The sequence below is a fragment of the Cryobacterium sp. TMT1-3 genome, assembly GCF_004402315.1.
GTDB classification, from domain to species: Bacteria; Actinomycetota; Actinomycetes; order Actinomycetales; family Microbacteriaceae; genus Cryobacterium; species Cryobacterium luteum.
The window spans coordinates 30,489-51,462 of the sequence record NZ_SOFW01000035.1; the positions used below are offsets into that span (position 1 = coordinate 30,489).

20 protein-coding genes are annotated in these 20,974 nt (G+C 66.4%); 10 read left to right on the plus strand and 10 right to left on the minus strand.

The annotated features are described in order from the left end of the window. Nucleotides 1-15: 15 nt before the first annotated feature. The gene (locus tag E3O25_RS11790) at nucleotides 16-1,191 is read right to left on the minus strand and encodes a CaiB/BaiF CoA-transferase family protein (protein WP_092110419.1); all 1,176 of its coding nucleotides are present in this window, start codon (nucleotides 1,189-1,191) and stop codon (nucleotides 16-18) included. 196 nt (nucleotides 1,192-1,387) lie between these two features. Between E3O25_RS11790 and putP the strand changes: the two genes are divergently transcribed. Next, nucleotides 1,388-2,890: a sodium/proline symporter PutP gene (gene putP, locus E3O25_RS11795; protein WP_092110417.1), complete on the plus strand. Its 1,503-nt coding sequence runs from the start codon at nucleotides 1,388-1,390 to the stop codon at nucleotides 2,888-2,890. A gap of 87 nt (nucleotides 2,891-2,977) precedes the next feature. Here the strand turns inward: putP and E3O25_RS11800 are convergent, their stop codons facing one another. The 3 genes from E3O25_RS11800 to E3O25_RS11810 form a co-directional block, all read right to left on the minus strand. Then, nucleotides 2,978-3,589: an antibiotic biosynthesis monooxygenase gene (locus tag E3O25_RS11800; RefSeq protein ID WP_092110415.1), complete on the minus strand. Its 612-nt coding sequence runs from the start codon at nucleotides 3,587-3,589 to the stop codon at nucleotides 2,978-2,980. A gap of 30 nt (nucleotides 3,590-3,619) precedes the next feature. Next, a complete protein-coding gene (locus tag E3O25_RS11805; protein WP_134361228.1) occupies nucleotides 3,620-5,575 on the minus strand; it encodes a PKD domain-containing protein in 1,956 nt (651 codons plus the stop codon). A gap of 82 nt (nucleotides 5,576-5,657) precedes the next feature. Further along, nucleotides 5,658-6,494, minus strand: coding sequence for an exodeoxyribonuclease III (locus E3O25_RS11810; RefSeq protein ID WP_134361229.1), 837 nt, complete (start codon nucleotides 6,492-6,494; stop codon nucleotides 5,658-5,660). A gap of 160 nt (nucleotides 6,495-6,654) precedes the next feature. Between E3O25_RS11810 and E3O25_RS11815 the strand changes: the two genes are divergently transcribed. Both E3O25_RS11815 and cofE read left to right on the plus strand, forming a co-directional pair. Continuing rightward, entirely contained in the window at nucleotides 6,655-7,656 is a 1,002-nt protein-coding gene (locus E3O25_RS11815; RefSeq protein ID WP_092110410.1) for a TIGR03557 family F420-dependent LLM class oxidoreductase, read from the plus strand. Between the two features lie 48 nt (nucleotides 7,657-7,704). Next, nucleotides 7,705-8,472 (plus strand): coenzyme F420-0:L-glutamate ligase, encoded by a 768-nt coding sequence (gene cofE / locus E3O25_RS11820; RefSeq protein ID WP_092110489.1) that lies wholly within the window; start codon nucleotides 7,705-7,707, stop codon nucleotides 8,470-8,472. On the opposite strand, the gene E3O25_RS11825 is transcribed toward cofE, so the two are convergent. Then, entirely contained in the window at nucleotides 8,456-8,806 is a 351-nt protein-coding gene (locus E3O25_RS11825; protein ID WP_134361230.1) for a nuclear transport factor 2 family protein, read from the minus strand. The genes cofE and E3O25_RS11825 overlap by 17 nt on opposite strands. Before the next feature lie 108 nt (nucleotides 8,807-8,914). Between E3O25_RS11825 and cofC the strand changes: the two genes are divergently transcribed. Beyond that, nucleotides 8,915-9,580, plus strand: coding sequence for a 2-phospho-L-lactate guanylyltransferase (gene cofC, locus E3O25_RS11830; protein WP_134361231.1), 666 nt, complete (start codon nucleotides 8,915-8,917; stop codon nucleotides 9,578-9,580). Between the two features lies 1 nt (nucleotide 9,581). On the opposite strand, the gene cofD is transcribed toward cofC, so the two are convergent. The 5 genes from cofD to E3O25_RS11855 form a co-directional block, all read right to left on the minus strand. Next, nucleotides 9,582-10,571: a 2-phospho-L-lactate transferase gene (gene cofD, locus E3O25_RS11835; protein ID WP_134361277.1), complete on the minus strand. Its 990-nt coding sequence runs from the start codon at nucleotides 10,569-10,571 to the stop codon at nucleotides 9,582-9,584. Continuing rightward, entirely contained in the window at nucleotides 10,571-11,344 is a 774-nt protein-coding gene (locus E3O25_RS11840; protein WP_134361232.1) for an ABC transporter ATP-binding protein, read from the minus strand. Before E3O25_RS11840 ends, cofD begins: the two co-directional genes overlap by 1 nt. Further along, complete coding sequence (locus E3O25_RS11845; protein WP_241988575.1) at nucleotides 11,335-12,351, minus strand: putative F420-0 ABC transporter permease subunit; 1,017 nt, start codon at nucleotides 12,349-12,351, stop codon at nucleotides 11,335-11,337. The genes E3O25_RS11840 and E3O25_RS11845 overlap by 10 nt, the downstream gene beginning before the upstream one ends. A gap of 28 nt (nucleotides 12,352-12,379) precedes the next feature. Continuing rightward, nucleotides 12,380-13,381 (minus strand): putative F420-0 ABC transporter substrate-binding protein, encoded by a 1,002-nt coding sequence (locus E3O25_RS11850; RefSeq protein ID WP_134361234.1) that lies wholly within the window; start codon nucleotides 13,379-13,381, stop codon nucleotides 12,380-12,382. 132 nt (nucleotides 13,382-13,513) lie between these two features. Next, complete coding sequence (locus E3O25_RS11855) at nucleotides 13,514-14,881, minus strand: PLP-dependent aminotransferase family protein (protein ID WP_092110398.1); 1,368 nt, start codon at nucleotides 14,879-14,881, stop codon at nucleotides 13,514-13,516. Between the two features lie 151 nt (nucleotides 14,882-15,032). Between E3O25_RS11855 and E3O25_RS11860 the strand changes: the two genes are divergently transcribed. Genes E3O25_RS11860 through E3O25_RS11885 form a run of 6 tightly spaced genes read left to right on the plus strand, consistent with a single transcriptional unit; the run spans nucleotide 15,033 to nucleotide 20,962 of the window. Beyond that, a complete protein-coding gene (locus E3O25_RS11860; protein WP_092110396.1) occupies nucleotides 15,033-15,896 on the plus strand; it encodes a nitrilase-related carbon-nitrogen hydrolase in 864 nt (287 codons plus the stop codon). A gap of 26 nt (nucleotides 15,897-15,922) precedes the next feature. Continuing rightward, entirely contained in the window at nucleotides 15,923-17,356 is a 1,434-nt protein-coding gene (hydA, locus tag E3O25_RS11865) for a dihydropyrimidinase (protein ID WP_092110394.1), read from the plus strand. Nucleotides 17,357-17,365: 9 nt separating this feature from the next. Continuing rightward, complete coding sequence (locus E3O25_RS11870; protein WP_092110393.1) at nucleotides 17,366-18,382, plus strand: TIGR03842 family LLM class F420-dependent oxidoreductase; 1,017 nt, start codon at nucleotides 17,366-17,368, stop codon at nucleotides 18,380-18,382. An 8-nt stretch (nucleotides 18,383-18,390) separates the two neighbouring features. Beyond that, the gene (locus tag E3O25_RS11875; RefSeq protein WP_134361235.1) at nucleotides 18,391-19,353 is read left to right on the plus strand and encodes an ABC transporter permease; all 963 of its coding nucleotides are present in this window, start codon (nucleotides 18,391-18,393) and stop codon (nucleotides 19,351-19,353) included. After that, nucleotides 19,350-20,189: an ABC transporter ATP-binding protein gene (locus E3O25_RS11880; RefSeq protein ID WP_092110389.1), complete on the plus strand. Its 840-nt coding sequence runs from the start codon at nucleotides 19,350-19,352 to the stop codon at nucleotides 20,187-20,189. Before E3O25_RS11875 ends, E3O25_RS11880 begins: the two co-directional genes overlap by 4 nt. Beyond that, complete coding sequence (locus E3O25_RS11885) at nucleotides 20,186-20,962, plus strand: ABC transporter permease (protein ID WP_092110388.1); 777 nt, start codon at nucleotides 20,186-20,188, stop codon at nucleotides 20,960-20,962. Before E3O25_RS11880 ends, E3O25_RS11885 begins: the two co-directional genes overlap by 4 nt. Nucleotides 20,963-20,974: the final 12 nt, after the last annotated feature.

A 20,974-nucleotide genomic window follows, 5' to 3' on the forward strand; every position in this document is an offset into this window, starting at 1 on the left:
CGGTAAAGCGGATGCTTATGGTTGGCGGGTCGAGAAGAAGGTTGCACCGGCGTGTTCGCCGAGCAGGGGCGGCGGACGCAAATAGCGAGCCGGGGTGTCGGAGAGGCTGATCGGATTGGCGATCTGCCGGCTCATTCGCGACCCGACCGAATCGGTCACCGAAACAACGGGGGCCAGACCGAGCAGAGCCGCCAGGTCGAGGGCCTCCGCGATGGAATTCACCTTGCCGGCCGGTACCCGAGCCACCGACAGCCGTGCTGTCCAGTCGGCGGCCGTACGCGTCGCAAGCGCTTCCTCGAGCAACGCCTTGAGTACGGCGCGGTGCGCGAGACGATTCGCATTGGTACCGAAACGGGCATCACCGGCAAGGTCGGGCAGACCGAGCACTTGTACGAGGGCGCTGAACTGTTTGTCGGTTCCGACGGCGATCGCGATCGGGTCGTCCCGGGTGCGAAAGGTCTCGTACGGCGCGATGCTCGGGTGGGCGTTGCCGAGCCGTTTCGGCGCAACGCCGGTGGCGAGGGTGCTCGAGGCCTGGTTGACCAGACCCGCGAGCAGGGAGGAGAGCAGGTTGACGTCGACTCGCTGGCCCCGGCCGGTCTGGTCGCGTGAGCGCAGCGCCGCGAGAATACCCACGACCGCGTTCTGGCCGGTCAGTACGTCGACGAGGGCGACGCCCACCTTGCTCGGCTCCGAATCGGGAGAGCCGGTCACGCTCATCAGCCCACCGACCGCCTGCACGAGCAGGTCATAACCGGGCAACGCAGCACCGCCGGAGCGGCCGAATCCGGTGATCGAGCAGTAGACGAGTTCGGGGCGCACGGTTTGGAGCGCGGCGTAGTCGAGGCCGTACTGCTCCATGACGCCGGGGCGAAAGTTCTCGATCACGACGTCGGCGTTCAGCGCGAGTTCGCGCGCCTCGGTCAGGCCGCTGTCGGTGCGCAGATCGCACACCACCGAGCGCTTGTTACGGTTGACGCTCGCGAAATAGCTGCCCATTTCGTTCTCATCGACCGGCGGCACCCAGGCGCGAGTGTCATCGCCGAGCGGATGCTCGATCTTGATGACATCGGCACCGAAATCGGCGAGCATCATGGTGGCGAATGGCCCCGCGAGCACGCGGGAAAAGTCGGCCACACGGATGCCGTCCAGCGGCCCGGTCGCGGGTGTCACGTCCTCAATACCAATCATTTGGATACTGTATCCAATTCTTCCGAAAAGGGAAAGTGAAGGGCGAATGACCACGCTGTGACACCGGGCTTGGTGGGCAAATGGGGGACAAAAAATGGTAATGAGCCCGTCATTCTGCGAGACTGAAGCTTTGAGCTTGCCCGGCACCTCGGGTAATCACGTCCAGTACGTCGGGCATCCCAACAAAGGAATCCCATTGACGGATCAAACATTTCAATTAATCGCCATCGTTTTATATCTCGCCGGCATGGTGGCCATCGGCTACTTCGCCTTTCGCCAGACCAAGGATCTTGACGACTACATGCTCGCCGGCCGCGGACTCAAACCGGGCACAGCAGCCCTGAGCGCCGGTGCCTCTGACATGTCAGGCTGGCTCCTCCTCGGGCTCCCCGGTGCGATCTACGTGTCCGGGCTGGTCGAAGCCTGGATCGCCATCGGCCTCACCATCGGCGCATGGCTCAACTGGAAGTACGTGGCCCCGCGGCTGCGCTCCTACACCGAGGTATCCAATGACTCGATCACCATTCCGAGCTTCTTCGAGAATCGGCTTAAAGACACGTCTCGCCTGTTGCGGGTCGTGTCCGGCGCGATCATCCTCGTGTTCTTCACGTTCTACGTCTCCTCCGGCATGGTGGCCGGTGGCGTGTTCTTCGAGGAGTCCTTCGGCTCTACCTTCCTCATGGGCATGCTGATCGTCGGTGGCGTCACCCTGCTCTACACGCTCTTTGGAGGTTTCCTCGGCGCCACCCTCACCGATGTCGCCCAGGGACTTCTCATGCTTGCCGCGCTCATCGCCGTTCCACTCGTGGCGCTCAACGCCACCGGTGGAGTCACGGCGACCCTCGAATCAATCCGCGAGGTCGACCCGAGTCTGCTCTCACTGACCGCCGGCGGTTCCGTTCTCGGCGTCATCTCCGCCGCAGCCTGGGGGCTCGGCTACGTCGGTCAGCCGCACATCATCGTGCGGTTTATGGCCATGCGCAGCCCGCAGGACGCCACGGCCGGCCGTCGCATCGGCATCGGCTGGATGATCGCGACCGCGCTCGGTGCCGTTGCCACCGCCCTGATCGGCATCGCGTACTTTCAGCAGAACCCGGACCTGTCACTGACCAACCCGGAGACGGTCTTCCTGCTGCTTTCACAGACCCTGTTCCACCCCTTCATCGCCGGCTTGGTGCTGGCCGCCGTTCTCGCCGCGATCATGAGCACCATCTCGTCTCAGCTCATCGTCTCATCGTCGGCGCTCGTGGAGGACTTGTACAAGATCGTGGGCAAGGAGGCCTCGCCGAAGCAGCTGGTCATGCTCGGCCGGATCGGCGTGCTGCTCGTTGCGGTCGTCGCCGGACTCATCGCCTTGCAGCAGAACTCGACCATTCTCGACCTGGTCGGCTTCGCCTGGGCCGGGTTCGGTGCCGCCTTCGGTCCGGTGGTGTTGCTCTCCCTCTATTGGAAGAAGCTTTCCACCTGGGGCGCCCTGGCCTCCATGGTCACCGGTGCCGTCGTCGTGTTCATCTGGGGCAGCTCGCCGCTCGGCGACGTGCTTTATGAGATCGTGCCTGGCTTCGGAGCCAGCCTGCTGGTTGCCGTCATCGTCTCGCTGGCCACCTACAAGCCGAACACCGCCATCGACGCCGAGTTCGACGCGGCTGCCGAACAGGCCCACCCGAAGTACCGGTCGCCCGAAAAGGTTTCCGCCTAACCAGCCTGCACGAACTGCAACGGCACGTGCCGTCGACTTCACGGTCGGCGACGGGTGCCGTTGGTGTTGGTGCGAGCGGGGTGGGCGCTAGCGAGGCTGTCTCTGCAGCCAGGGGCGCAGCATCCGGGTGACCCACGGCAGCACGAAGTAGGCCATGAGCGGTGTGAGCACGAGGGTAGTCAGCAGCACCTTCAGCGCCGTGGCGACGTCACCCCAGGCGGGAACCAGCCAGGTCACGAGCAGGGTGAAAGCAAGGTTGACCGGAAAAAAACCGAGCCAGATGCTGATCGCCTGCTTCCAGCGCGGCGGCGGCAGCAGGGCGGGCGTTCCTGGTGGGGCCTGCTGCATGGTGTCGAACCAGCCCTCGATGCCGGTGCGCTTCTCCACGTGGGCGTCGAGCACGAGGTCGGTGCCGGCTTCGAGCCATTCGGTGCGCTCATCCGAGTTCTCCCAGGCTTCGAGGCTCTCGTGGTTGGAGAAACGGTAGAGCATGTTCCAGGTCGCGGATTCTTCGCTGCCACGCACCCAGCCTGACCCGAGAAACCCGGGGTATCTGTGCGCGAGGTTGATGCCGAACTGTACCCATTCGCTGGCCTCGGTGAAGCGCGCCGGGTCGACCGTGCGAGTGATGGAAACGGTCACGGATGCTGACGCGGGCGGTGTTACCGGTGCGAAGGGATCCGACTCTTGTGAAGTCATGGCTCCAGTATCCCCGACCGGGGTGACTGGTCAGTTCTGAGGCTGCACGACGAGCAGATCGTCGATGCTTCCAATGACCGGCGTGTTCGTCGCCGAACCCGACACATAGAGGCTGACCCCGACGCCGCCGGCCGCCTGGAGCGCGGCCGTCGCATCCGTTGTGGATCGCTGCCAGGTCGCGGGTTCGGTCGTGCCGAGCTTCCATACTTTGGCGCGCATCGTGGTCGGGTTCGTTCCGGTGGCCTGCACCCGAACCTTGAGCTGATCGCCGGCGGCGAAGCTGAGTCCCGGTGCGTTGATCGCCGACTGCAGCGACACTTCCCCGCCGCCCGACGAATTCACGCGCACGAGTGAAATCCCGACGAGGCCGGTGGAGCGCAGCACGATCTTGGCGCGGTAGGCGCCCACGCCGACGACATTTCGACCGCTGGCCGAGACGTAGGTGCCCGTTCCGATCGGGGCCTTATCGACCGACACGGTGAACAGCAGGTCGCTCGCGGTGGAGGACAGCTGGTTGAGAAAACCGTTTGCCGTCGTGCCTGCCGTAGCGAGGCGCAGTCGGCCGGTGCCGTTGACGGAATACATGCTGGCCGTTCCGGTCGTCGACCAGGTGCCGCCGACCGGTGCCGTTCCGAGGCCATTGGCAACCGTGCGCGTGAACGCGTCGGTCGCGAGCACGGTGGCGTCCGGAGGCTGCGTCGGAGCGACACCGCGCGTGGCGGTCCCGGTCGCGCGGGCATTGTCGGTCACGGTCAGGGTGACTGTGTAGTCACCGGCAATCGCATAGTCGTGGGAGGTGACCCGGCCGGTTCCGGTTGTTCCATCCCCGAAATTCCAGACATAGCCGGAGAGCGTCCCGTCCGGGTCGGACGATTCTGATGCATCCAGGCTGCACGTCAGGTTGGTGCACGATGCGGTGAACGACGCGACCGGAGGCAGGTTTTGCTGCGGACCCCCCGCGGCAATCGTGAAGGAATCCGTGAACGCGCCCGTTGCCGGCACGAATTGGGCGGTGAGTGAGTCTGGGGTGGCTGACACGTCGAGGTTGCCGAAGCTGGGACTGCTGTTGAGTCCGGAGGACGCGGCAAAATAGGGCGCCTCCGGGTCGGTGGCGAACACATCTCGCAGCGGAGTCCCGCCGGTTCCGACAATGGCGAATACCGTTCCGGCTCCCCGAACCAGGGTGCTGTCGTCATCGGCGACGCAGCCGGCGGAGTAGCTGCCTGGCACGATCTGGGAACAGGAAGCGCCGAGGGCCAGCTGCTTACTGCGGGCATACAGGTGCTCATGACCGTTCAGCACGAGGTCCACCCGCTTGCTGACCAGCAGGTTCATGAGCGCAGCCCCTGGGTCACACCCGTACTGCCCGACCGTCAGGCACGGCTTGTGCATTCCCACCACCACCCAGGGAATCGCTGCTGACCTGGCATCATCGATGGTGTCGGCGGTCCATTGATAGCGGGGGCTGCCGAGGGCGTAGGACCAGACCCCATCGGGGTAGGTGAGCGCCGGGGAGATCATGATGAAACGCACGAGCGGATTGACCTGCGGAACATCGACGTAGTATTGCCGCCCGTACGTTCCGACCAATCCCGCGAGCTGATTCGGCAGGCAGGCCGTGAAATCGTTGACGTTGCCGTTCAGACCGTTGCTCTCGTGGTTTCCCGACACGAGTTCAAACGGGAACCCTGCTCCGACCCGCGCGGTGACGAAGTCACACCAGGCCTGCTCGGCGCCGGTCTGACCGTAGGACAGGTCGCCGAGAGCGAAGTGGAGATCCGGAGCGATGGCACCCACCTGGTTGAGTGTGGCCGCTGCCGCCGCACTGGAGGAAATGTCGCCGGAAGCGGTGAAGTGCACCGACGTGGCGGTCGCGGCACCGGCATCGTCGAAGTGGTCGGGCGTCTGGGTCGAGCCCGCGCAGGCGGTCAGAACGAGGGTTGCACCCGCAACCACTGCGAACAATGAATAGACTGCCCTCGTCACCTGAGATCCTTGCGTTCCCAGAGAACAGTAGACCCCGCCGGGGAGTGCGACAACCCCATCCGGTGAGAAGCAGGGGTACGACCTAAAAGATCATCGGACGGTCGTCGCCGTCGTCGCCCAGATCGAGGTCGACGAGCACCGGAACGTGGTCGCTCGGGGCATCGCCCTTGCGCTCATTGCGGTGGATGCTGGCATCCGTCACGAGGTCAGCGAAGACGGGCGAGCCGAGGATGAAGTCGATGCGCATACCCTCGTTGCGCGGAAACCGCAGCTGCTTGTAGTCCCAGAACGTGAACCCCTCCGGCACGATCGGCCGCACCACGTCGGCCAGCCCGGCCTGTTCGAAAGCGTCGAACGCCGCCCGTTCCTCGGGTGAGATGTGGGTGGACTGACCGGGCACGAAACTCGGGTCGCCCATGTCTTCGTCGCGGGGGGCGACGTTCCAGTCACCCATCATGGCCAAAGCGAGCGTGGGGTTTCGGCTCAGTTCCCCGGCCGCGTGGGATTGAAGGGCCTTCAGCCAGGCCAGCTTGTAGGCGTAGTGCGGGTCGCCGAGGGCGCGCCCGTTCGGCACATACAGGCTCCATAACCGCAGTTCGTTCACCGTCACGCCGAGGGCACGCGCCTCGAGCGGCTGATCCGGCCCGACCGCACCCTTCAAAAAGCCGGGCATATTCGGGAAGGCGGTGACGACATCCGTCATGGGCTCACGGCTGGCGAACGCCACACCGTTCCACTGGCTCAGGCCGTGGATGGCCAGGTCGTAGCCGGCGTTTTCGAACACCTGCGACGGAAACTGTTCGGGTTTGCACTTGATCTCCTGCATGGCGAGAACGTCGATGTCCTCGCGTTCCATCCAGTCGACGATTCGCCCGGAGCGGGCACGAACGGAGTTGACGTTCCAGGTGGCAATTCGCATTTCACCAGCCTATAAGGGGCAGTGGATGATGCGGGGCAGTGGACGATGACGGGCAGCGGATTATGACGGGCAGCGGCTGGCGCCTTCGCGGTATCGAATGCGCGCCCGGTCGTGTTGCGCTTGAATGGGGACAAAACACCGATGCGCAGGAAGGTCACAAATGACGGAGTTGCAGATTGGCTATGCGGCCATGTTGGAGCAGTTCGCACCGGCCGAAGCGGTCGCACTGTCTGCCTACGCTGAGGAGCACGGTTTCACCGGCGTCATGGCGGCCGACCACTTTCAACCGTGGGTTCCCGCGCAGGGCCAGTCGAGCTTCGTCTGGAGCGTGCTCGCCGCGGTCGCCGAGCGCACCAGGGGAGATTTCGGCCCGGGTGTGACCGCCCCGACTTTTCGCTGGCACCCGGCCATGGTCGCCCAGGCCTCCGCGACACTCGCCTCGATGTACCCCGGCCGGCACTGGCTCGGCCTCGGCTCCGGTGAGGCCCTGAACGAACACATCGTCGGCGGCTACTGGCCCGAAGCACCCGAGCGCATCAACCGCATGTTCGAAGCCATCGAGATCATCTCCAAACTGTTCGCCGGATCGATCGCCGGCAAGGACGTCAAGCATTCCGGCCAGTTTTTCAAGCTCGAATCGACCCGGCTGTGGACGATGCCCGAGGTGGCCCCCGAGATTCTGGTCGCCACCGCCGGCCCGGTCACCGCCAAGCGCGCCGGCCGACTCGCCGACGGCCTCATCACGGTGGGTGCGCCGCTCGAGAAGATCTCGATGCTGTTCGGAAAGTTCGACGATGGCGCCCGCGAAGCCGGCAAGGATCCCTCGCTGATGCCCAAGGTGCTGCAGCTGCACATGAGCTGGGCCGAGACCGACGAAGAGGCCATGACCAACGCGTTGCACGAGTGGCCGAACGGCGGGATGAAGTTTCCGAAGGGAGACATCCGTTCGCCGTTCGAGTTCGAACAGATGGCCAAGCTGGTGCGACCGGAGGACTTCGAGGGCCGCATGATCATCTCGGCCGACCCTGACGAGCACCGCAAATACATTCAGAAGTTCGTCGACCTTGGCTTTGATCGCATCTACCTGCACAACGTGGGCCGCAATCAGAAGCAGTGGATCGACGTGTTCGGCGCATCCGTTCTGCCGAAACTCGTTCGGTAAATGCCGCACGACGCGCTGCCCGACGCCGCCGCTGCAGAAGTCGGCGCCATGAACCTGTTCGGCCTCAAGGTGTTCACGCTCGGAGGATTCGGCGAGATCAGGGCCGGCGACGACCTGGCCGCCCTCATCGCGGAGGCCGCACAGTCGCGCCTTCTCGATGGCGACATTGTTGCGGTGACCAGCAAGATCGTCTCCAAGGCCGAGGGCCGCACCGTGCTGGCTGCCGACCGGGAGCAAGCGATCACCGACGAGACCGTGCGCGTCGTGGCCTCGCGGGAGCACCCGGGCGGGGTGACCCGCATCGTCGAAAACCGGCAGGGACTGGTGATGGCCGCGGCCGGCGTCGACACGAGCAACGCGCCCGACGGTCTCGTCTTGCTGCTGCCGGTCGATCCGGACCGGTCGGCACGGGCCATCTGCTCGGCTTTGCGTGAGCGCACCGGGCTGCGACTCGGCGTGCTCATCACCGACACCGCCGGGCGCCCATGGCGCGAGGGCCAGACCGACATCGCCATCGGCGCGGCCGGACTTGCGGTGCTCGACGACCTGCGCGGCACAGCGGATGCCTCCGGTCGCCGCCTCGACGTCACCGTCGCTGCGGTTGCCGACGAGATCGCCGGTGCCGCCGATCTGGTCAAGGGCAAGACCAGCGGTAACCCGGTCGTCGTTGTGCGGGGACTCGGCCGGCTGGTCGGCGACCTCGATGCGGTCGGCGCTCGGGCGCTGCAGCGCCCGAGCGACACCGACATGTTTCGGCTGGGCACGGCGGAAGCGTACGCCGAGGGGTTTGCCGCCGGGCTTAGATCGAGATCGTGAGGGCCTGAATCAGGCCACGGTCGGCGTCGAGCTCGAAGCGGTAGTTCAGGTCGACGCTGCGGCCGGGAAAGTTGCCCTCAACGCGGTTGACGACGGTCGTGGCCGTTTCGTCTTTCTCAACGCGCAGCTGGGTGGTCGTGTACTCGAACTCCGCAGCGGAGCCGGCCAGCCAGGCGGCGATGGCAGCTTCGCCGGTGTAGGTCTTGCCATCATCGACGACGACAGCGTTCTCGGTGAAGGTCGCTCTGGCTGAGGCGGGCTTGGCGCTCGCGCTGCGCTCGAGGTAGGTGACAATCGCCATGGGGAGCGTGCGCGACTGGGTGGTGAGTGACATGGAGCCTCCTGGGCCGTTCAAAGGAACGAGTTCGGGCCGACGGATGTTTGCAGTCGACCCTTCAGGCTACCGCGCGTCGGGGGTGCGCGACGCTGCTAGCGTTTCGCCATGGACGAATTGCGCGCCGAACCACGCTGGGTGGTAGTCGTTCCGGTGAAGGGGAGCGTAGGGGCGAAGAGCCGACTCAGGGGCGTCCCTGGGCGAGCGGCGCTCGCCGACGCCTTCGCGCTCGATACGGTGGCGGCGCTGGTGGCGGCATCCGCGGTGGAGTACGTGTTCGTGGTGACGGGCAATGCACGGCTGGGCGAGCTGCTCACCGAGCTCGGCGCGATCGTCGTCCCGGAAGACCCCGCGGCAGAAACCTGGGCGGAAACCTGGGCGGAAACGGGCCAGGCCCGCTTGAACGCCGCGATCGAGCAGGGCCTGGCGGCTGCTCGCCAGACCTGCCCCCAAGCGAATCTGGCCGTGATGACCGGGGACCTGCCCGCCCTGCGACCGGCCGACCTCGAAACCGGATTCGCCCTCGCCGCAGCGCACCCGCGCTCGATGGTGGCCGACGCCGAAGGAGTGGGAACGACGACCCTGTTCGCCCGCGCGGGCGTGGCTCTCACACCACGGTTCGGTCTCGACTCCCGCGCCGTGCACGAGGCCGCCGGCCACGTGGTGCTCGCCCTGCCGGCAAGCTCCTCCCTGCACCGCGACGTCGACACCGCGGCCGATTTAGCTGCGGCCCGCGCTCTCGGGCTCGGGCCGCATACGAGCGCGCTGCTCTGAATCACAGCATCAACACGGCAGCGGCCATCGCGGTCGTCGACGCCAAGTCGGTCATCCACAATGGCACGGCAGCAGAACGGATGTCGGCGGCCGCCAGCGCCGGCAGCGCGGCGGCATCCGTTTCGTCGATCAGCCAGGCATCGAGGAGTCCACCGGCGCTGCGGGCGCCGTAATGCCGGCCGACGGCGAGGGCGCTGGTCTTAACGCCGATCGTGTGCAGGCAGGCATCGGCCATGCCGCGCACCGCCGCGCCGCCGATGATCGGAGACACGCCCACCACCCGGGCCGCCGTGGAACGCAGCGCCTCGCGCACCCCCGGCACCGCGAGGATCGTTCCGACCGAGACGACCGGGTTTGACGGCGGCAGCACCACGAGGTCGGCCGCGGTGATGGCCTCGAGTACGCCCGGCGCGGCCACGGCCTCGGCCAGTCCGCGCTGCTCGAACCTCGTGATCGCGACCCGGGCCCGGTAACGAACCCACCATTCCTCAAAGTGAATATAGTCACCCGCGGCGTGATCGTCGATATTCTCGGAAAGGCATACGTGGGTTTCCACCGGCTGGTCACTCATCGGCAGCAGCCTGGCCCCCGGCTGCCAGCGGCGACAGAGGAATTCGGTCGCCTCGCTCAGAGTTGATCCGCTGCGCAGCAGGTCGGTGCGCACAATGTGCGTCGCGAGGTCGAGATCGCCGAGGGTGAACCAGGACCAGCCGCGACCATAGGCGGCGATCTCGGACGAAGCCCGCCGGGACTCATCGGGACGCCCCCAGCCCTGCTCCTCGTTGATCCCGCCACCGAGGGTGTACATGACGGTGTCCAGGTCGGGGCAAATGCGCAGCCCATCCAGCCACATGTCGTCACCGGTGTTGACGATCACCGTCACGGCCGCCGCGGGCGCCGTGACGGCGAGGTGGGCCAGCAGGCCGCGGGTGAACCGGGCACCGCCGACGCCGCCCGCCAACACGGTGACACGCGTCAGATCGGGACTCATCATGACGCCGCCGAATACACAATGACCGGATGCCCGCCGCGCGGATGTTTCAGGATGAAGCACTCCACCCCGTAGACGGTGCCGATGACCTTGGGGGTGAGCACCTCGGCTGGCGTGCCCGAAGCCACGAGCATGCCGCCGTCGAGCAGAAGAATATGGTCGCAATAGGCCGACGCGAGGTTGAGGTCGTGCAGGGCCATGATCGCCGTCACCCCGAGATCCCGCACCTGGCCGAGCAGCGACAGCTGGGCGCTCACGTCGAGGTGGTTGGTCGGTTCGTCGAGCAAGAGCAGGCTCGGCTGCTGCGCCATCGCTCGGGCGATCTGCACCCGCTGCTGCTGCCCGCCGCTCAGCGTGTGCCAGGAGCGATCGACAAGCGCCCCGGCGCCGACGGCTGCGAGGGCGTCGAACGCGACGGCGTGATCCTCGTGGCCGCTGAACGAACCCATGAGTTTCGTGCGATGCGGAATGCGCCCGAGCAGCACGACCTCGAGCACGGTCAGCTCCACGCTCGGCGCCGCATTCTGTTCGAGCAGGGCAATGCGTCGGGCCGCGTCGCGCCGGCTCAACGAGCCGATCGTGACGCCGTCGAGCGTGACGCTGCCGGCATCCGCTGTGTCGATGCCGGCGATGAGCCGCAGCAGGGTGGATTTACCGGCGCCGTTCGGGCCGAGCAGGCCGGTCACCGTGCCGGTCGGCAGCGACGCCGACACGTCGCGCAAAATCGGGGCGCCGTCGATGGCGAAGGACAGCCGGTCGAGGTCTACGCCCACAGGTGTGACTTCTTTCTCTTGATGAGCAGAATGAACACGGGCACGCCGATGAACGCGGTGATGATGCCCACCGGCAGTTCGCGCGGGTCGAACACCGTGCGGGCGAGCGTGTCGGCGATGACCAAAAACAGGGCACCGCAGACCGCGACGAGCGGCAGCAGCCGGCGGTGTCCCGGCCCGCTGATACCGCGCACGAGGTGCGGCAGAATGAGCCCGACGAACCCGATCGAGCCACTGACGGCCACCATCGAACCGGTCAGCAGGGCGACGGCCCCGAGCAACGCCCAGCGGGTGCGGTTCACGTTGATGCCGAGGCTCGCCGCCGAGGTGTCGCCGAACGCGAACGCGTCGAGCCGGGTCGCCGAGACGAGGATGCCGGTGCCCACGACGGTGACCGCCGTCACCGCAATCGCGACGCTGGTCCAGGTGGCGCCGGCCACCGAACCCAGCAGCCAGTTGAGGATCTCCCGGTAAGAGTCACCCTTGGCCGCCCAGAAGATGATGAATGAGGTGAGGGCTCCCGCGAGCTGCGCGATGGCCAGCCCGGCGAGCACCGCCCGCACCGGAGTGATCGTGCCGCCGACCTTGGCGATGCTCAGCGTCGCCACGAGGGCCAGCAGCGCGCCGGTAAAAGCGGCGGCCGGCAAAACAAAGCCGATACCGAGAATGACCACGCAGACCGCGCCGACGGATGCCCCGCTCGACAGCCCGAGCAGGTAGGGGTCGGCGAGCGGGTTGCGCGTCACGCTCTGCATCACCGCTCCGCTCAGCGCGAGGCCGACACCGACCAGAGCGGCGGTGAGCACCCGGGGCAGGCGCAACTGCCAGACGATCGAGTCGATGAGCAGCGGCACCGGCTCGGTCGCGAGGCCCAGGTGCGCGCCGATGCTGCCGGCCACCTGCGCGAGGCTCACCGCGGCCGGCCCGATGGTCACCGCCATCCCGCACACCAATATCAATGCGATGGCGGCAGCGACGAGCCACCCGAGGTAGCGAGCCCGAGTCACTCCAGCCTCCGCGAGACGGGGGAGGGTGTCACTCGTTCAGAGCGGCCAGCTGCGCGATGGTCGACGCGGCGGCTTCGACGTTGCGCAGGCCGGCCTCGGTCGAGGCGAACGGCAGGATGATGTAGCGCTGGTTCTTCACGGCGTCGAGCACCTGCGTGGCCGGGTCCGATTCGAGGTGGGCGATCTTCGCGGCGGCCGTGTTCCAGCTGGCATCCACGAGCACGATGATGCCCGGATTGGCCTCGATGATCGACTCCCAGCCCACCGACGTCCAGGTGTCACTGACGTCGGCAAAGATGTTGGTGAGCCCGGCGGCCTCCATGATCATGGCTGGCGAACCGATGCCGGCGCCGACGTAGGGGGTGGTCGTGCCGCTGGAATACCAGAGCGCGGTGGCACCGTCGGTGGATGGCACCAGACCGGCGAGATCGGATTCCAGGCTGCGCACGAGTTCGTCTGCGGCGGGCTGCGCATCGAAGATCTTGCCGGCTTCCTCAATTTCGGAGAACACCGTCGGGAAGGTCAGCGGGTCGGGCATCCGCTCGCCCTTGCACGCGGCCGGTGAGACATAGCTGCCCACGCCGAGCGCTTCGAGGGCAGCGCGTTCACCCACCCCGTCGGCGCTGAAATTGGACTCCCAACCGCCATAGATGAAGTCAGGGTTCAGACCGAGCACGGCCTCCTGGCCGGGAAGGAAATCACTGATCACGTTGAGATCGGCTCCGGCGGTGGCGAGCGACTTTGGCAGCGGGCCGTCGAGGAAGGCCGAGCCCACGATGCGGTCACCGACCCCCAGCGCGAGCAGCAGCTCGGTCGCCGAGGACTTGATCGACACGATGCGTTCAGGGGCCGACGTGACCGTGACGGTCGATTCGCAATTGAGCACCGTGACCGGGTAGTTCGCGCTGGTCGCCGGGGTTTTGGCGGGCGTGGCGGCGGGGGTGACCGTTGCGGCGCATCCGCTGAGCAGCAGGGACGCGGCGACCAGTGCGGTGACTCCCCCGGCCGTGCGCACGATGATTCGATTCATGAGGTCTCTTTCGGCTCAACTGGCGGAATAAAGGTGGACCTCAGCCCAAATCCAGGCCAGCGGGGCCGGTCAAAGCAAACCGGTGGTCTGCCCTAACCCTAAACCCCTGCCGAGGCCTGCGCCCTCCCGCGGCTACGCCCAGCGCGCCCCGACCGGGTGCACGGTCGATTCGAGCGGATGCGCCGCCGCGGCCAGCGCCTCCGCCACCGGCGTAACGTCGTCGGGCAGGGCGCCGGCGGTCACCCGAATGAACGCGGGGCCATCGTCCGTGGCGAGAAACGGCGAGCCGCCAGCCACCCTAATACCGGAAGCGGCCAGGCGCACGAGGGCGTCACGCTCGTTCTGCACCGGCAGCCAGGTGTTGATGCCGTCGGCCTGCACCACGTCGAGCCCGAACCCGGCGAGGGCGTCGGCGAGGGCGCGCTGGCGGGCAAAGTAGATGCGGCGCGCCTCGCCGACCTGCGCCATGCTCTCGCCGTTGGTGAGCAGGTCGTGCAGAATCGTTTGCAGCATGCGGCTGGTCCAGCCCGGGCCGAGCATGCGCCGCGATACGATCGGGTCGATCAGCGCGGCCGGTCCGCCGAGCGCCGCCATGCGCAGATCGGGGCCGTGCGACTTCGAGAAACTGCGCACGTGCAGGGTGCGGCCGGGCAGCCAGAGCCCGAGACTCACCTCGGGCGCGATGCTGATCTCGGCGGAGTGATCGTCTTCGATCACGATGGTGTCGGCGCTCGCCGGGGTGTTTTGCATCAGCCTGGCCAGTTCCTCAGCCCGCTGCGCGGTCATCGACGCTCCGGTGGGGTTCTGCGCCCGCGGCTGCAGCAGCACGACGGCCGGACCGAGCTTCAGGGCTGCGGCGAAGTCGGCCGGAATGATGCCGTGCTCGTCTACGGGCACCGGCAGGCGTTCCAGGCCGAGCTGGTCGAGCAGGTCGAAAAACGGCGGAAACGACGGGTTCTCCACAATGACCCGGTCACCGAACCGGGTGACCGCGTCGAGGCAGCGAGAGATGGCGTCGAGGGCACCGTCAACGATGGTGATGGCCTCGGCCGGGTACGGCCACGACCCGCGCAGCACCTCGAGCAACTCCGGAAGGATGGGCAGGTCCTGGTAGCTCGGTGTCACCGCCCGCTGCGCCACTCGGGAGAGGGCCGGCCCGAGTGACGGCAATAACCGCGGGTCCGGCGTGCCGCGGGACAGGTCGAGGCGGGCGGGACCAACCGCGCCGATCATTGACTGGCTGCGCGCCGGCAGCCACTTGGGGGCGGCATCCTGCACGAACGTGCCGCCCCGACCACGCGACACGATCAGGCCGACCGCTGAGAGCGCCTGCCAGGCGTGACTGACCGTCGCGGGACTGACACCGAGCTCGCCGGCGAGCACTCGAACGGTGGGCAGGCGATCGCCCGGGGCGAGTCGACCGGACGCGATCAGCCGGCCGATGGCCGCAGCGATGCCTGCGGGCGTGCGCTGCTCGATTTCGTCGATAAAGTTCTGCATTGCTCTTGCCTCTGGCTGCGTCGGGCGACAGGATGATTAATGCGTGCGATACACAGAGAAACACATTTGAAATGTTTACGTCAAATAATAACAATACGAACAGCGCGGTTCGTATCGGCCCTTGACTAACGAAGCAAGTGGAAGGCACAGCATGACTGTTGACACAAGCCAGATTGTTCGAACCGCCATCACTCAGGCCACCTGGACCGGCGACGAAGAATCCATGATCCAGAAGCACGAAGGGTTCGTGCGCACCGCCGCCGCCCAGGGCGTGCAGGTGATCTGCTTCCAGGAACTCTTCCACGGCCCGTACTTCGGCATCGTGCAGGACGCCAAATATTACGACTACGCGCAGGCCGTACCCGGCCCCATCGTCGAACGATTCCAAAAGCTCGCGAGCGAGTTCAAGATGGTCATCGTCGTGCCGATGTACGAAGAAGAACAGCCCGGCGTGCTCTACAACACCGCCGCGGTCATCGACGCCGACGGAACCTACCTCGGCAAGTACCGCAAACACCACATCCCGCACCTGCCGCAGTTCTGGGAAAAGTTCTACTTTCGACCGGGCAACACCGACTATCCGGTCTTCGACACGAAGTACGGCAAGATCGGCGTCTACATCTGCTACGACCGCCACTTCCCGGAGGGCTGGCGTGCGCTCGGCCTGAACGGCGCCGAGATCGTGTTCAACCCTTCGGCCACCAAACCCGGGCTGTCGAACCGCCTGTGGGAACTCGAACAGCCCGCCGCCGCCGTCGCCAACCAGTACTACGTCGGCGCGAACAACCGCATCGGCAACGAACAAGCCGAGTTCGGCGACGAAGCCGTGACCTTCTACGGTAGCTCCTACTTCGTTGACCCCAAGGGCAACTACGTGGGAGAACGCGCCTCGACCGACACCGAGGAGATCCTGGTGCGCGACCTCGACCTCGGCGTAATCCGTGAGGTACGCAACTCCTGGCAGTTCTACCGCGACCGTCGCCCCGACTCCTACGAGCCCCTCGTCGCGCCCTAGTTCGAGCTGACCCAACGGAGGATGCCATGAAGACTTTGATCAAGAACGGTACCGTGGTCAACGCCACCGGCCGAGGGCTCGCCGACGTGCTCATCGACGGCGAGAAAATCGCCGCCGTACTCGCACCGGGCTCGACCCTGCTCGGCTTCGATGTGGCGGCCAACGTCGACCGTGTCATCGACGCCGGCGGCAAATACGTCATTCCCGGCGGCATCGACGCCCACACCCACATGGAGATGCCGTTCGGCGGCACCCAGGCCAGTGACACCTTCGAAACCGGCACCCGCGCGGCAGCCTGGGGCGGCACCACGAGCATCGTCGACTTCGTCGTGCAGTACGCCGGCGAAGACGTACTCGAGCGCTACGCCACCTGGCAGCAGAAGGCCGCCGGACAGTGCGCCATTGATTACGGTTTTCATCAGATTCTCAGTGATGTGCAAGACAGCTCGCTGACGGCGATGGACGAACTCGTCGACGAGGGTGTCACGAGCTTCAAGCTGTTCATGGCCTACAAGGGGGTGTTCCTCAGCGACGACGGCCAGATCGTCAAGGCTATGCAGCGCGCGGCGACGAACGGCAGCATGATCATGATGCACGCCGAGAACGGCAGCGTCATCGATCTGCTCGTGCAGCAGGCGGTCGCCGCCGGCAACACGGGCCCGCTCTACCACGGCCTCACCCGGCCCTGGCAGGCCGAGGAAGAGGCCACCCACCGCGCGATCATGCTCGCCAACCTCACCGGCGCTCCTCTTTATGTAGTGCACGTGTCGGCCAAGCAGGCCGTGGACCAGATTGCGCAGGCTCGCGATAGCGGCCAGAACGTGTTCGGCGAGACCTGCCCGCAATACCTCTACCTCTCACTCGAAGACAACCTGGGGGCAGAGAGCGAGGAATGGGGCAGGTTCGAGGGCGCCAAGTGGGTCTGCTCCACGCCGCTGCGCGCCAAAGCCGAGGGCCACCAGCACCACATGTGGCAAAGCCTGCGAACGAACGACATTCAGATGGTCTCCACCGACCACTGCCCGTTCTGCATGAAGGGCCAGAAAGACATGGGCCTGACCGACTTCTCCAAGATTCCCAACGGCATCGGCTCCGTCGAACACCGCATGGACCTGCTCTACCAGGGCGTCGTCGACAGCAAGATCTCGCTCGAACGCTGGGTCGAGGTGTGCTCAACCACCCCGGCCCGCATGTTCGGCATGTACGGCCAGAAAGGCGTGATCGCCCCAGGCGCCGACGGCGACGTGGTGATCTACGACCCGAACGGACACACCTCCATTGGAGTAGACAAGACCCACCACATGAACATGGACTACTCCGCCTGGGAAGGCTACGAGATCGACGGCCACGTCGACACCGTCATCTCCCGCGGCAAAGTCGTCGTCGACGATAACACCTACCTCGGCACCAAGGGTGACGGTCGTTACATCAAGCGCGGCCTGAGCCAGTACCTCATCTAAGGGGCTGACATGGATTTTGGAGCAGTACTGCAGACCAACCCGCCGTCGGCGCGCACCGTGCAACTGGCCAAACTGGCCGAGGCGCACGGGTTCAGCCACGTCTGGACCTTCGACTCACACCTGCTCTGGCAGGAACCCTACGTGATTTACAGCCGAATCCTGGCGGAGACCAGCAAGATCATCGTCGGCCCCATGGTCACCAACCCGGCCACCCGCGACTGGACCGTCACAGCATCCGCTTATGCGACCCTCAACGAGATGTACGGCAACCGCACCATCTGCGGCATCGGCCGCGGCGACTCGGCGGTGCGCACCACCAACGGCGCCCCGACCACGCTGAAGACGCTGCGCGAGTCCATCCACGTCATTCGGGAGCTCGCCAACTCCCGCCCGGTCGCGTACAACGGTGCCACCGTGCAATTTCCGTGGAGTCGTGGCTCGAGCCTCGACGTCTGGGTCGCCGCCTACGGTCCTCTCGCGCTCAAGCTCGCCGGCGAGGTCGGCGACGGCTTCATTTTGCAGATGGCCGACCTCGATGTCGCCGAGTGGATGATCGACAGCGTACGCACCGCAGCCTCCAACGCCGGCCGGGACCCCCTGGCGATCAAGTTCTGCGTCGCCGCGCCCGCCTACATCGGTGAGGACTGGGATCACATGCGTAACCAGTGCCGCTGGTTCGGCGGCATGGTCGGCAACCACGTGGCCGACATCGTCGCCAAGTACGGTGCTGACTCGGCCGTGCCGAAAGCGCTCACCGATTACATCAAGGACCGCGAGGGCTACGACTACAACCAGCACGGCAAAGCCGGCAACGAGCACGCCGCGTTCGTGCCCGACGAGATCGTGGACCGGTTCTGCCTGCTCGGCACGGCCAGGGACCACATCGAGAAGCTCGAGGCGCTCAAAGACCTCGGCGTCGACCAGTTCGCCGGCTACCTGCAGCACGACAACAAGGAAGAGACCATGCGGGTCTACGGCGAAACCGTGATCCCGGCCCTGACCGACGCCATCACGGCCAAGAAATAGCCAAGCGGATGCCCACCCAGACCGAGCGGACCGCCCCGCTCAACCGCGGCGCGCTCGGAGTACCTGAACTGCGGGTACCCCACCGCCGGAGCACCGTTGTGCGCCCGCGCCTGCGCGCGGGCGTGTTCGGTCTGGCCGGCCTGGCGCTGCTCGGCCTGGTCTGGGAGCTCTACAAAACCGTCGGGCCGGCCGACGGCGTTGTGCTCGGCGGCGTCACGGTGCTGCCGCGCACGACCGACCTCGCGATGCCGCACCTCGCGGTCATGTTCGAGCGACTGTTCGAGCCGGTGACGGGCGCGGCATCCGCTCTGCCGCTGTGGCAGGCGGTGCTCGCCGGTTCGCTGTTCACCCTCGGCATCGCAGCGGTCGGCTGGCTGGTCGGCGTGACCGTCGGGCTCGCGCTCGCACTGCTGATGCAGCGCCTTCGCCTGGCCGAGTCGGCCATTCTGCCCTGGATCATACTCAGCCAGACCGTGCCCCTCATCGCGATCGCCCCGCTCGTGCGGCGCTGGGGCGCGCAGCTCCAGTTCGGCGAATTCACCTGGGAAAGCTGGATGTCGGTGGCCTTGATCGCCTCCTACCTCGCGTTCTTCCCCGTCTCGATCGGCGCCCTACGCGGCCTGGGATCGCCCGACGCCAACCACGTCGACCTCATGCGCTGCTACGCGGTGGGCTGGTGGAAGACCCTGTGGCGGCTGCGCCTGCCGGCCAGCGTCGGCTACCTGCTGCCGGCCCTGCGCCTGGCCGCGGTCAGCGCCGTCGTCGGCAGCGTCGTGGCCGAGGTGTCCATCGGTCTGCGCGGTGGCATTGGCCGGCTCATCGTGGAGTACGCCGGCGCCGCCGGCGGTGACCCGGGCAAGCCTTGGGCGCCCATCTTCGGATCGATCCTGGTCGGCCTCGTTGCCGCCGGATTTGTCGGTCTGATCGGCCTGTTCCTTCGCCGTTTTCGCAGGGGAGAAGTGTCTACATGAGCACGAGCATGACTAACGATGTGCCCGCGGTACGTGTTCAGGGTGTGACGCGCATCTTCGCGGCCCGCAAAGGCTCCGGCGTCACCGCTCTCGACGATGTGAGCCTCACGGTCGCGCCCGGCGAATTCGTCAGCCTGATCGGGCCGAGCGGATGCGGCAAGAGCACCCTGCTGCGGCTCGTCGCCGACCTCGACGTGCCGACGAGCGGCAGCATCGAGGTGTTCGGCAAGCCGGCCCGACAGGCCCGCATCGACCAGGACTACGGCATCGCCTTTCAGCAGGCCGGCCTGCTGCCCTGGCGCACCGTGGCGGGCAACATCGAACTGCCGCTCGAACTGCACGGGGTCGGTAAGGCGGCCAGGCGGGCGCGCGCAGCCGAACTCATCGCCCTGGTCGGGCTCGCCGACTTCGCGAGCCACTACCCCGACCAGCTCTCCGGCGGCATGCAGCAGCGCGTCGCGATCGCCCGCTCGCTCGCCGAAAGCCCGAGCCTGCTACTGATGGACGAACCGTTCGGCGCCCTCGACGAGATGACCCGCGAGCGCATGCAGAACGAACTTGTGCGCATCTGCGCCGAAACGCAGGCGGCCGTGGTCTTCGTGACCCACTCCATCCCCGAGGCGGTGTTCCTCTCCAACCGGGTAGTGGTCATGTCGCCCAGACCCGGACGCATCCGTTCCATCGTGAGTGTGGGACTGGGCGAAATGAGTGGCCGCGGTGAAGACCTGCGTGAAGACGAAGGATTCTTCCACGCGCTCAGCCAGGTGCGTGAGCTGCTGCACGGTGACGAAGCCGGAATCAACCCGACGGGCGTTCGCGGGGTTGAGACGCGATGAGAACCGCTCAGCCAGGTCTGCTCCAGATCGTGCTCGCGCCGATCGTGTTCGGGGTGGCCGTCATTCTGCTGTGGCAGGGTCTCGTCACGGGGCTCGCCATCAAGGCGTTCATTCTGCCCGCTCCGTTTGCGATCGGCGCCGAATTCACCGCCAACCTGCAGAACGTGGCCAACGGCATGGCGGTCACCGGTCGCAATGCCCTGATCGGCCTCGTCATCGGTGCCCTGCTCGGCATTGCGCTCGCGATCGTGTCGGCGCTGGCCCGCCTGTTCGACGGGATGGCCGCTCCGGTCGTCGCCGCCCTCTCGGTGGTGCCGATCGTGGCGCTCGCCCCGGTGCTCTACACGATGTTCGGCGCCGGCGCTGAGACCGCCCGGCAGCTCGTCGCGGCGCTCGCCGTGTTCGTGCCGGTCTACTTCAACACTCTCAAGGGGCTACGCATGGTGCGCCCGGTTCACCGCGACCTCATGCGCGCCTACGCCGTCACCAACTGGCAGGCCACCCGGGCCGTCACTCTGCCGACCGCGCTGCCCTTCGTCTTCACCGGGCTGCGCATAGCATCGTCGCTCGCCGTGATCAGCGCCCTCATCGCCGAATACTTCGGCGGACCGGTCGGTGGCCTCGGCAAATCGATCACCTCGGCCGCATCGAGCAGCAACTACGGCCTCGCCTGGGCCTACGTGCTCGGCTCCATCATTCTCGGCCTCGCCTTCTACTGTGCAGCTCTCATCGTGGAGACGCTCGTCACCCGCAACCACACACAGCACCAGTAACCAAGGAGGCAC